The 11,808-nt window shown below is 73.6% G+C and carries 9 protein-coding genes; 5 read left to right on the top strand and 4 right to left on the bottom strand.

Annotated elements, in window-relative coordinates; genetic code table 11:
• Positions 1-131: 131 nt before the first annotated feature.
• Both ACZ6Z8_RS16145 and ACZ6Z8_RS16140 read right to left on the bottom strand, forming a co-directional pair.
• Positions 132-209, bottom strand: coding sequence for a putative leader peptide (locus ACZ6Z8_RS16145; protein WP_101948289.1), 78 nt, complete (start codon positions 207-209; stop codon positions 132-134).
• A gap of 125 nt (positions 210-334) precedes the next feature.
• Complete coding sequence (locus tag ACZ6Z8_RS16140) at positions 335-3,445, bottom strand: hypothetical protein (RefSeq protein ID WP_465610140.1); 3,111 nt, start codon at positions 3,443-3,445, stop codon at positions 335-337.
• 457 nt (positions 3,446-3,902) lie between these two features.
• Between ACZ6Z8_RS16140 and ACZ6Z8_RS16135 the strand changes: the two genes are divergently transcribed.
• The 4 genes from ACZ6Z8_RS16135 (at position 3,903) to ACZ6Z8_RS16120 (ending at position 8,892) form a co-directional block, all read left to right on the top strand.
• Positions 3,903-4,745: a nitrilase-related carbon-nitrogen hydrolase gene (locus ACZ6Z8_RS16135; RefSeq protein WP_465610138.1), complete on the top strand. Its 843-nt coding sequence runs from the start codon at positions 3,903-3,905 to the stop codon at positions 4,743-4,745.
• A gap of 11 nt (positions 4,746-4,756) precedes the next feature.
• Positions 4,757-6,187 (top strand): dihydropyrimidinase, encoded by a 1,431-nt coding sequence (hydA, locus tag ACZ6Z8_RS16130; RefSeq protein ID WP_465610136.1) that lies wholly within the window; start codon positions 4,757-4,759, stop codon positions 6,185-6,187.
• A 120-nt stretch (positions 6,188-6,307) separates the two neighbouring features.
• Entirely contained in the window at positions 6,308-7,321 is a 1,014-nt protein-coding gene (locus ACZ6Z8_RS16125; RefSeq protein WP_465610134.1) for a TIGR03842 family LLM class F420-dependent oxidoreductase, read from the top strand.
• A gap of 26 nt (positions 7,322-7,347) precedes the next feature.
• Complete coding sequence (locus ACZ6Z8_RS16120; protein ID WP_465610132.1) at positions 7,348-8,892, top strand: NCS1 family nucleobase:cation symporter-1; 1,545 nt, start codon at positions 7,348-7,350, stop codon at positions 8,890-8,892.
• A 79-nt stretch (positions 8,893-8,971) separates the two neighbouring features.
• Here the strand turns inward: ACZ6Z8_RS16120 and ACZ6Z8_RS16115 are convergent, their stop codons facing one another.
• Positions 8,972-10,213: a glycosyltransferase gene (locus ACZ6Z8_RS16115; protein WP_465610130.1), complete on the bottom strand. Its 1,242-nt coding sequence runs from the start codon at positions 10,211-10,213 to the stop codon at positions 8,972-8,974.
• A gap of 185 nt (positions 10,214-10,398) precedes the next feature.
• On the opposite strand from ACZ6Z8_RS16115, the gene ACZ6Z8_RS16110 reads away from it, so the two are divergent.
• Complete coding sequence (locus ACZ6Z8_RS16110) at positions 10,399-10,665, top strand: GlsB/YeaQ/YmgE family stress response membrane protein (protein ID WP_030280319.1); 267 nt, start codon at positions 10,399-10,401, stop codon at positions 10,663-10,665.
• 136 nt (positions 10,666-10,801) lie between these two features.
• Here ACZ6Z8_RS16110 and ACZ6Z8_RS16105 read toward each other — a convergent pair whose 3' ends face one another.
• Entirely contained in the window at positions 10,802-11,707 is a 906-nt protein-coding gene (locus tag ACZ6Z8_RS16105; RefSeq protein WP_465610128.1) for an ADP-ribosylglycohydrolase family protein, read from the bottom strand.
• Positions 11,708-11,808: the final 101 nt, after the last annotated feature.

Here is an 11,808-nt window from a genome sequence, read left to right as displayed (position 1 = left end):
CGTGGCTGCGGAGCGACCGGTCACGGCACGCACGGGTGCCGCCGGGCGGGCGGGTTCAGGACTGCGGGTGCGGGTGCGCGGTACGGGCCCTGGCAGAGGTCACAGGGCGGGACCGGCGGAGCGGAGCGAGGTCAACAGGCACAGATGGAACTCGCCTGGCGTCGCAGATCGACGTGCAGGCGGCAAACCAGAGTGGTGCCGGAGTCCATGCACCGGATCCTTTCCGAGCCGGTCGGACGAAGTCAAGCCGGGGCGCCCGCCTGTTGCGCCCTGTTAACGACCCGGCTGGCCCGCCCGTCCGCTCGCCGGCCCGACCGCGACGGGAGGCTCCGACTCACCCCTCCGCGGGACGGCGCGGCGCCGGCGGGGTCGCCGCCGACTGGCCGGGCGCCGTCGCGGACGGATTCTCCGCCGGCTGCGCGGGAACGGAGGGCTCGGAGCCGTTCGCGGTGGCCGCGAGGGCCTGCTCGATCACCGGCCCGGCCTGGTCGCCCAGGTAGCGGCCGAGCGTCTGGTAGGCGTCGAACTGCTGGTGGTCGAACCACTGGTCGCTGGTGCCGTCGTTGGGGAAGGCCCGGTTGGCCACCGCGTAGGAGTGCAGCTCGTAGGGCATGTCGGCGGTCAGCACCGCCTGGAGGACGATCAGGGTGCCCTGCCGTTCGGAGTCCGGCTCGCCGTCGACGGCCGGGTAGTGGATGTCCCCGGTGACCACGCCCCGGGCCGAGAGCCGGTCGGCGAGCTGGGCCGCCAGCCCCTGCAGGAGTGGGGCGTCCGCGCCCAGGTCGGCGGTGGCGCTGCCGGGGATCAGCCGCTCCGGCCGGTGCAGGGTGATGACGATGCCCAGCTCCTCCCGGGCCAGGGTGATCGCGGCGGCCAGGTTGCCGGCGTAGCCGGAGTCTCCGCTGGCGTCGATGCTCACCGCCGTCCGCACCCGGTGCCGCAGCAGTTCGACCAGGCCGAGGTTCTCGTAGTGCCCGCCGTCGGTGGTGAGCAGGAAGCGGTCGTCCACCGGGAACCGGCCGGTCAACTCCCGGAGTTGGTACGGGAGCCGGCGGACGGCGGGCTCCCCGGCGCGACGCCAGTCGGGAGTGCCGGACCAGGCCGGACCGAGCTGCGCCGGGTTGGGCAGCCACGTCCCGAGCCGGGCGTTGGTCACCGCGAACAGGCCCTGGTAGACACGGGACTGACGACCCATCGCGGCGGAGAAGGCGGCACCGGAGACGGCCATCGCCGACTGGACGGTGAGGTCCCGGGCGATGTGCCGGCGGGTGCGCCGCTCCAGCAGGTCGGTGCGTGCGTACCCGACGTCCGGACCGCCCACGTAGTCGTGGGAGAGCGAGAAGGAGACCGCCCGACGGCCGGGCGGCGTACGGGAGTTGCCGGACAGGTTGGCCGCGGCCGAGAAGATCACCTGCGGGAAGTCGGGGTGCCGGGCGGCGTAGTGGCTCAGCCAGGTCTGTTCCCGGTGGAAGTCGTACCGCCGGGCCAGCGTGCGGCCGCCCTCGGTGACCCGGCGGACGGCGAACGCCGAGGCCAGGCGCAGCCGGTAGAACGGGTGCAGGCTCATCCAGGTCTGGTCGAGGTTGAGCCCGACCGCGCCGAGCACCAACGGCAGCAGCACCTGGACGGCCGTCGGCCAGGCGTACCCGGTGGCGACCGCCCAGCCGAGGGCCAGCAGCGCGCCGGCCGTCAGCGCGGCGAGGGCCGCCCACACCACGAGGTACTGGGGGAGGTCGGTGGCCAGCCCGCCGCCGAGGCGGCCCGCGCCGCGCAGCGCCCCGCCGAGGGCGCCCACGCCCCGGCCGATCGCCCGGCGGTCGCGCCACAGTATGCCGACCAGCAGGGCGCCGTAGCTGAGCACGACCGTCAGGCTGAGCCCGGCGCCGGTCAGCTGCGGGCCGGCCGCCAGCGCCTGCTGGAGCCGGACCGCGCCCCAGGCCAGGCCCGGCACGGCCAGCACGCCGACGGCCAGCAGCCCGGCCAGCGCGAGCGCGGCGTGGTTGAGCCGGCGCAGCGCGCGCGGCAGCAGCGCGTGCCAGCCGAGCGGCGGGAAGGCCAGCAGCCACAGCAGCCAGCACCCGGCGGCGGTCGCCAGCAGTGCGCCGAGGGCGGCCAGCGCGGGCGCCCGGAACGCCAGGGCGCCCGGTGCGGCGCCCTGGTGGCGCAGGCCGGCGGCCGCCAGGGCGTCCAGGTCGGTGACCGGGACGGCGTGGTAGAAGCGGCTGAGGCCGAGGCCGAGCGCCAGGACGGCGGCCAGCAGCAGGGTGAGCGCGGACAGCAGGCCGCGCAGCAGCGTCCCGAGGGCGACCAGCCACTCGCCGGCGCCGTCGGCGATGTACTTGCTGTGGCGGCGGAGGTGGTCCTCCTCCGGGGAGCCGGGTTCCATCACGGTGTCGGCGGTCAGGCCCGAGACCGCGTGCACCGGGCTGCCGGGCGCGGAGTCGCTGAGCGCGAGCTGCAGCGCGCCCACGGTGTAGCCGCCGCCGGAGACGGAGACCAGGTAGCGCGCGCGTTTCAGCCACGGGCGCAGCGCCTGCAGCGCACCGAGCGTGACGCAGGCCGAGCGGATGCCGCCGCCGGAGGCGCAGAAGCCCAGCTCGGCGGGCTCGCGGCCGGGCGGCACCCGACCGGCGTCGCGCCAGCGGGTGTGGGCGCCGGGGACGTCGGCGACCGGTGCGTCCCGCTGCGGAGCTCCGTGCCGCGGCCGACCGTGCCGCGGGGCCACCGGCCAGGGTGGGATCAGCGCCGGGCGGTGCGGGTCGGCGTCCTCGGCGGGCTTCGCTGCCCGGGGCCGGAGGCCGCGCACCGCCCGGGCGGCCGTCACCGCCAGCAGGCCCGCGCCGGCCGCTCCGGCGGGCAGGAGCAGCAGCCAGGCGACGGTGGCGAGCGCCGCCGCCACCGCGAACGGGGTGTCGGAGCCGCCGTGGTCGAGCCCGAGGCGCAGCAGGACGTTCGCCGCGAGGTCGCAGCCCGCGGCGAGCAGACCCGCGGCCCCGACCGCGAGCGCCGGGGCGAGCCGGAGCCGCCGCCCGAGCACGTACCCGCCGAGCAGTGCGGCGGCGGCCAGCGTCAGCCCGTAGCCACCGATCAGCCAGGGTTCCGCGCGCAGGGCGGCCCGGTACGCCGAGGGGTGCTCGCCGAGGACCGCCTCGGCGGCCGCCCGGGAACCGGCCAGCTGCAGGGCGGTCAGACCGGCCCGCGGCGCCGGTGACCGGCTCAGCAGGAGGCCGAGGACGAGCGGCAGCAGGGCCGCGAGCGAGAGCAGCAGGCCCGCCCAGGCGGGCAGGGCCGGCGGCCGCCCCGCCGGGCCGTCGCCTCCGGCCGTCGAGACCGTGCCGGCCGGCCCGGAGGTGCCGGCCGCCTCGGCCGTTCCGTTCGGCGCCGACCCGCCCGTCGGTGCCGTGGTGCCCGCCGTACGTTCCTCGTGCCCCTCGACCGCTGCCATCCGTACCACCCCCCCGTTCGGCCTCCTGCCGACCGTCGACCCCTGCGCCTGATCCCCGAACGATCCCTGATCCCCGAAGTGGCGCCGTAGCGCCGTCAGATGACGGTCCGTCGAAGCGCTCACGCGCGTCTTACCCTGCCGTGGCCGGTTCCGCACTCGCGGTGACCGCTTTCACTCGAATGAGTAGGGAGGTCATGTTCGGGGTAGATGAGCGTTTCATCCCACTCAGGACTGATCGCGTGTCCGCGTAACGAGATCGCCCCAGACGCGTTACCGCCGACGTATTGTCAGGCCACCGAGGCCCGGCCTACCGTCTACAGATCGCTTTCTACGCACGTAGACCCATCACGTAGACCCCCGCGGTTCCCGAGCGGACCCGCAGGGCGAGACCCGCCCCGTCAACCCTCAGACCGCGGGCCCGGCCGTCCGGCCGGGACGCGGAGTTGCGGAGGTACCCATGTCGCAGATCGTCCGTGCCGCGCTCGTCCAGACCCGCTGGACCGGCGACCAGGAGAGCATGATCGCGCTCCACGAGCGGTACGCCCGCGAGGCCGCCGCCCAGGGAGCCCGGATCATCGGCTTCCAGGAGGTCTTCAACTCCCCGTACTTCTGTCAGGTCCAGGAACCCGAGCACTACCGCTGGGCCGAGGCCGTCCCGGACGGCCCGACCGTGCGCCGGATGCAGGACCTCGCGCGCGAACTCGGCCTGGTGATCGTCGTCCCGGTCTACGAGGAGGAGCAGACGGGGGTGTACTACAACACCGCCGCGGTGATCGACGCGGACGGCAGCTACCTCGGCAAGTACCGCAAGCACCACATCCCGCAGGTCAAGGGCTTCTGGGAGAAGTACTACTTCAAGCCCGGCAACCTCGGCTGGCCCGTCTTCGACACCGCCGTCGGCAAGGTCGGCGTCTACATCTGCTACGACCGGCACTTCCCCGAGGGCTGGCGCGCCCTGGGCCTGGCCGGCGCGCAGATCGTCTACAACCCCTCCGCCACCAGCCGCGGCCTGTCCGCCTACCTGTGGCAGCTCGAACAGCCCGCCGCCGCCGTCGCCAACGAGTACTTCGTCGCCGCCATCAACCGGGTCGGCACCGAGGAGTACGGCGACAACGACTTCTACGGGACCTCCTACTTCGTCGACCCGCGCGGGCAGTTCGTCGGCGACGTCGCCTCCGACAAGGAGGAGGAACTCGTCGTCCGCGACCTCGACCTCGGGCTGATCGAACAGGTCCGCCAGCAGTGGGCGTTCTACCGCGACCGCCGACCCGACGCCTACGGACCGCTCGCCGAGGCCTGAGGAGCACCGCGATGACCACCCGCGACCCGCAGCAGCGCACCGTCGTCCGCGGCGGCCTCGTCATCACCGCCACCGACGAGCTCCACGCCGACGTCCTGATCGAGGGCGAGCGCGTCGCCGCCTTGGCCGCCACCGGCAGCGCCGCCGCCGAGGCCTGGACCGCCGACACCGTCATCGACGCCGACGGCCACTACGTCATCCCGGGCGGCGTCGACGCCCACACCCACATGGAGCTGCCGTTCGGCGGCACCGCGGCCTCCGACACCTTCGAGACCGGCACCCGCGCCGCCGCCTGGGGCGGCACCACCACCATCGTCGACTTCGCCGTCCAGCCGGTCGGCGGCGCGCTGCGCGAGGGCCTGGACGCCTGGCACGCCAAGGCCGAGGGCAACTGCGCGATCGACTACGCCTTCCACACCATCGTCTCGGACGTCAACGACGCCGTCCTCAAGGAGATGGACGCGCTGGTCGACTCCGGCGAGTCCACCTCCTTCAAGCTCTTCATGGCCTACCCCGGCGTCTTCTACAGCGACGACGGCCGCATCCTGCGGGCCATGCAGCGCGGGGCGGCCAACGGCGGGCTGATCATGATGCACGCCGAGAACGGCATCGCCATCGACGTCCTGGTCGAACAGGCCCTCGCCGCCGGGCACACCGCCCCGCGCTTCCACGGCGAGGTCCGGCGCGAACTGCTGGAGGCCGAGGCCACCCACCGGGCGATCAAGCTCGCCCAGGTGGCCGGCAGCCCGCTCTACGTCGTGCACGTCTCCGCCGCCTCCGCGCTCGACGAGCTCGCCCGGGCCCGGGACGCCGGGCTCAACGTCTTCGGAGAGACCTGCCCCCAGTACCTCTTCCTCTCCACCGACAACCTCGCCGAGCAGGGCGCGGACGGCTTCGAGGGCGCCAAGTACGTGTGCAGCACGCCACTTCGGCCGCGCGAGCACCAGGAGGCGCTCTGGCGTGGCCTGCGCACCAACGACCTCCAGGTGGTCTCCACCGACCACTGCCCGTTCTGCTACGTCGGGCAGAAGGAGCTCGGCCGCGGCGACTTCTCGAAGATCCCCAACGGCCTCCCGGGCGTGGAGAACCGGATGGACCTGCTGCACCAGGCCGTGGTGGACGGGCACATCAGCCGGCGCCGCTGGGTCGAGATCGCCTGCACCACGCCGGCCCGGATGTTCGGGCTGCACCCGCGCAAGGGCACCGTCGCACCGGGCGCGGACGCCGACCTCGTCGTCTACGACCCCACCGCCGTGCAGACCGTCTCCGCCGCCACCCACCACATGAACGTGGACTACTCGGCCTACGAGGGCCGCCGACTCACCGGCCGGGCCCGGACGGTGCTCTCGCGCGGCACCGTGGTGCTGGACGACGGCCGCTGGCTCGGCCAGGCCGGGCACGGCACCTTCCTGCGCCGCGACACCTGCCAGTACCTGACCTGAACCGCTCCCCGCGTTCTCCATCCCTTCCCCCGAGCCCCGCGCCCCGGGCCCTGGGTCGTGCCACGCGCCGTGCGTGCCGGCCCCGGGGCCGCCCTCCCACCCCTCTCCCCGGAGCCACCCATGGACATCGGCCTCGTCCTGCAGACCGACCCGCCCGCCCGCCTGCTCATCGACCGCATGATCCGCGCAGAACAGGCCGGGTTCAGCCACGGCTGGACCTTCGACTCCTGCGTGCTGTGGCAGGAGCCCTTCGTCATCTACAGCCGCATCCTCGCCGAGACCGAGCGCCTGACCGTCGGCCCGATGGTCACCAACCCCTCCACCCGCACCTGGGAGGTCACCGCCTCCCTGTTCGCCACGCTCAACGACATGTACGGCAACCGTACGGTCTGCGGCATCGGCCGCGGCGACTCCGCCATGCGCGTCGCCGGACGCCGCCCCGCCACCCTCGACCGGCTCTCCCAAGCCATGCACGCGGTCAAGGAGTTGGCCGAAGGTCGCACCGTCGAGGTGGACGGCACCGAGATGCACCTGCCGTGGGTCGGTCCCGGCGCCTCCCTGCCGATCTGGATGGGCGCGTACGGGCCCAAGGCGCTCGCTCTGACCGGCCGTCAAGCCGACGGATTCATCCTGCAGTTGGCCGATCCGTACCTCACCGAGTACATGGTCAAGGCGGTTCGGAAGGCGGCCGTCGAGGCGGGCCGGGACCCGGCCTCGGTCACCATCTGCGTGGCCGCGCCCGCGTACGTCACGGCGGACGACTCGCCCGCCGTGCTCGCCCACGCCCGCGAGCAGTGCCGCTGGTTCGGTGGGATGGTCGGCAACCACGTCGCCGACCTGGTCAGCCACTACGGCGAACACTCCGACCTGGTGCCCGACGCCCTCACCGACTACATCAAGAACCGCCAGGGCTACGACTACAGCCACCACGGCCGCGCCGGGAACCCCGACACGGCCTTCGTCCCGGACGAGATCGTCGACCGCTTCTGCCTGATCGGGCCGGTGGAGACCCAGCGCGACCGGCTCGCCGAGCTCCGCTCGCTCGGCGTCGACCAGTTCGCCGTCTACGCCATGCACGACGCGGTCGAGGCCACCATCGACGCGTACGGAACGGACGTCATCCCCCACCTCTAGCCCCCTGCGGCAGACGGGAGTTGCCCATGGCCGACACCGCGACCGGCAGCGGAAGACAGCGGCAGCACTCCGACGGTCGGGTCGAACTCGACCCGGCCGACGGGGCGTTGCCGTCCAACGGCTTCACCAGCGACGACCTCCGGCCGGTCCCGGTGCGGCAGCGCACCTGGACCACGTACAACTTCCTCGCGCTGTGGGTCGGCATGGCCCACAACATCCCGTCCTGGACGCTGGCTTCGGGCCTGGTCGCGATCGGCATGGACTGGAAGCAGGCGGTGCTGACCATCGCGCTCGCCAACCTGATCGTGCTCGCGCCGATGCTGCTCACCGGGCATGCGGGCACCAAGTACGGCATCCCGTTCCCGGTGTTCGCCCGGGCCTCGTTCGGACTGCGCGGCGCCAACCTGCCCGCGCTCATCCGAGCGGCGGTGGCCTGCGCCTGGTTCGGCATCCAGACCTGGATCGGGGGTGAGGGGATCTTCCTGCTGGCGGGCAAGCTGTTCGGCGAATCCTGGCGCACGGCGACGGAGTTCGGCGGTTACCCGTGGACGCAGTGGGCCTCCTTCCTGCTGTTCTGGCTGGTCGAGATGGTCATCATCGCCCGGGGGATGGAGGCGCTGCGGCGCTTCGAGAACTGGGCGGCGCCGTTCGTCATCGCCGGCGCGCTCGCCCTGCTGGGGTGGATCGCGGTCAAGGCGGGCGGCCTGGGGCCGCTGCTCGACCAGCCGTCCAGGCTGGGCTGGGGCGGTGGGTTCTGGAAGGTCTTCTTCCCGTCGCTGATGGGGATGATCGGTTTCTGGTCCACGCTGTCGCTCAACATCCCCGACTTCACCCGCTTCGGCGGCAGCCAGCGCGCCCAGATCCGCGGCCAGGCGCTCGGCCTGCCGACGACGATGACGCTCTTCGCGCTGCTGTCCGTGCTGGTCACCTCCGGGTCGGAGGCGGTGTACGGCGAGCCGGTGTGGGACCCGATCAAGCTCGCCGCCAAGATGGAGAGCCCGGTCGCCCTGCTGTTCGCGCTGCTGACCGTCCTGGTCGCGACGCTCTCGGTGAACATCGCCGCCAACGTCGTCTCGCCGGCCTACGACCTGACCAACCTGGTGCCCCGGTTCATCAACTTCCGTACCGGGGCGCTGATCACCGGCGTGGTGGGGATCGCGATCTTCCCCTGGAGGCTGACCGCCGATCCGCACGTCTACATCTACGTCTGGCTGGGCGTGGTCGGCGGTCTGCTCGGAACGGTCGCCGGGGTGCTGATCGCCGACTACTGGGTGCTGCGCCGCACCCGCCTCCAACTCGTCGAGCTCTACCGGCCGTTCGGTGCGTACTGGTACTCGGGCGGCTGGAACTGGCGGGCGGTCACCGCTCTGCTGGTCGGCGGTCTGCTGGCGATCGGCGGCTCGTACTCCTCCCTCGACGACCACGGCGCGAAGCAGGGCCCGTTCCCGGTCGACGGGGTGGTTCCCTTCCTCAAGCCCCTCGCCGACTACGGCTGGGCGGTCGGCTTCGCCTCCGCTTCGGTGGTGTACCTGGCGCTCAGCGGGCCGGCGCGGCGGGCGAGTAGCAGATGATGGATGACGGATGACAGCTAACGGATGACAGATTTCATCATCTGTTATCTGTCAGCTGTTTTCTGTTAGCTGTCAATCGTCAGCTGTTCGCCGCCGCGTCCACGGCGGCCAGGACCTTGGTCGTCCCGTCCTCGGCGGCGAGGGCGGCCGCGACGGACTGGGCGCGGCAGCGGTAGCGGGGGTCGTCCAGGGCCTGGCGGATGGCGGTGGCGAGGCGGTCGGGGGTGAGAGTGCGCAGGGGGAGCGGGCCGGGGGAGGTGCCGAGCGCGGTGAGCCGGGCGGACCAGAAGGGGGCGTCGAGCAGGACGGGCACCGGGACGGAGGGGGTGCCGCAGCGGAGGGTCGCGGCCGTGGTGCCCGCGCCCGCGTGGTGGACGACCGCGGCCGTGCGCGGGAACAGCCACTCGTGCGGGGTGTCGCCGATGCTGAGGACGGACTCCGAGTCCTCGGCGGCCAGTCCGCTCCAGCCGGACTGCAGCAGCAGGCGGACCCGGGCGGTGCGGGCGGCGGTGAGGACGGTCGCGGTGAGCCGTTCGGGCTCGGGCACGACCATGCTGCCGAAGCCGACGAGGACGGGCGGCGGTCCGGCGGCCAGGAAGTCGAGGAGCCGCTGCGGCGGCTGCCAGTCGGGCCGCTCGGCGGGCCACCAGTACCCGGCCACGTCCAGTCGCGGGTGCCAGTCCGTAGGGCGGGGGACCACCCGCGGCGAGAACCCGTGCAGCACGGGATGGTTGCGCCGGGACCGGGCGATGCCGAGCGGGGGCAGGCCGAGCCGTCGGCGCAGCGCGCGGACGGCCGGGGCGAATAGCTGGTCGGTCGCGATCTGGACGGCGTGCCCGGCGAGCAGGTTGCCGGATCGCCCGAGCGAGCGGGTGCCGGTGGCGGCGGGCGCGAACTCGCGTGTGGGCGCGAGGGGTTGGAGGTGGAGTCCGATGGTGGGGATGCCGGCCGCCTCGGCCGCGACCTGACCGAGCGCGCTGGTGGTGCTGGTGGTGAGCAGCAGGTCGGTGCCGAGAGCCGTGGCGTCGGCGATGCCGTCGCCGAGGGCGGGCATGAACCTCCGCCCGAGACGAAGGAGTTGCAGCACGGTGGCGGGCCCGCTGGCGGCCCGCAGCAGCCGTCGGCCCTGGTCGGAGGCGAGTTCGGCGCGCGGGTCGACCGGCAGGGGGCGGAACTCCAGTCCGGCGGCCCGTACCGAGTCGGCGAAGGTGGTGTGGGTGGCGACGGCCACCTGATGTCCGGCCGCCTGCAGGCGGACGCCGAGCCCGGTGAAGGGGGCCACGTCGCCCCGGGAGCCGGCGGTGGCGATCAGGATGCGCATGGCCGCAGTATTTCGGCGGTTACGTCCGGTTCGGAAGGACGCCACGCGCGGACCGGTCGGCTCCGGGTGGCCGGAACGCACCGCTCGGCCCGGCCGGTCGGAACCGGGCCGGTGGGGGACGGCGTCCTTCGGGGCAGGGTGCGCGGGACGGGGCCGTCGCGCCACGGACGGGAGGGATGGGTCGGATGAGCATCATCGCGTGGATCGTGCTGGGCCTGGTGGCCGGAGCCCTGGCGAAGCTGCTGCTGCCGGGGCGGGACCCGGGCGGCCTGATCGTGACGACCCTGATCGGGATCGCCGGTTCCTTCGTCGGAGGCTGGATCGCGTCGCACTTCATGCACCGCTCCATCACGGCCCGCTTCTTCGACGGGCCGACCTGGGTGTCCGCGATCGGCGGTGCGCTGGTGCTGCTGATCGCCTACCGGCTGCTGTTCGGCAACTCGCGCCGCTGACGGCGACGTCGGGAGCCATCGGACGGCCCAGGTGACCTGGGGCGGCTGCCGGGCCGGCCCGCCGGCCGCGGACGGTGGGCGCGCGGTGGCGTGCTCCGGTCCAGCGTGTCCCGGAAGGCCGTGCGCGTCTCGGCGCCTACAGCTCGGCCACCCAGTCGGGGAGGTCCTCGCAGGCGGTGAGCCAGGAGGCCGGGACATCGGCGAGTCCGGTGCGGGCGGCGACCACGCCGGCGGCGATGGCGCAGGTGGTGTCCATGTCGCCCCAGCCCTCCAGGGTGTGCCAGATCGCCTCGGGCAGCGAGTCCAGTTGCCCGGCGGCGGACCAGAGAGCGAACGGGACGGTGTCCGGGGCGGAGATCAGCAACCCCGAGCCGAGCACGGTGGCGGCGTGCCGGATGCTGGTGTGCTCCGGCAGCCGGGCGGCGGTCCGCAGTCCGGAGCGGACGTCGCTGTCCGGCAGCCGCTCGGCGACCTCGCTGAGCAGCTCGGCCCGGCCGGGCGGACGCTCGCCCCGGCTCCGGACGGCGAGTGCAGCGGCGAGCGCGACCGCCACCGCCCCGGCCACCGCCTCCGGATGGAAGTGGGTGGTGAGCGCCTGGAGTTCGGCCTGCCGGGCGACCTCGTCCAGGTCTTCGGCGAACCAGGCACCCAGCGGGGCGACCCGCATCGCGGCGCCGTTCCCGTACGAGCCCTGGCCCTCGAACTGGCCCGAGGTGATGGCGCGCCAGTCCCCGCCGGTGCCGATCCCGCGCAGCACCCGGTGCATGGAGGGGCCGTACTTGCGCTGGTACTCGCGGGCGTACTCGGCCGCGAACTCCCCGGCCAGCGCGTCCTGTCGGACCTCGCCGTGGACGGCGAGGTGGCGGACCAGGACGAGGGCCATCGCGGTGTCGTCCGTCCAGTGCCAGGGCGCCGGGCGGGCGAGGCGGGCGGCCAGGTCGGCGGGGGCCTCGTCGACGGGGACGGAGAACCACCGGTCGCCGAAGGCGTCGCCGAGCGCGAGCCCTCGCAGGCTGTCCAGGACCGGGCCGGTCGTCCGCATGTCATCCTCCAGGTGAGATCAACTGTGGGTGGCAGTCTGCCGGAGGCGGCGAGGCGCCGGCGACCGGATTACGCTCCGGTCGTCGGCGCCTCGATGACCCG

It is taken from the genome of Kitasatospora sp. NPDC101108 (assembly GCF_055584725.1).
The sequence above is the reverse complement of the archived record's forward strand: the minus strand, read 5'-3'. Positions and strand labels throughout refer to the sequence as shown.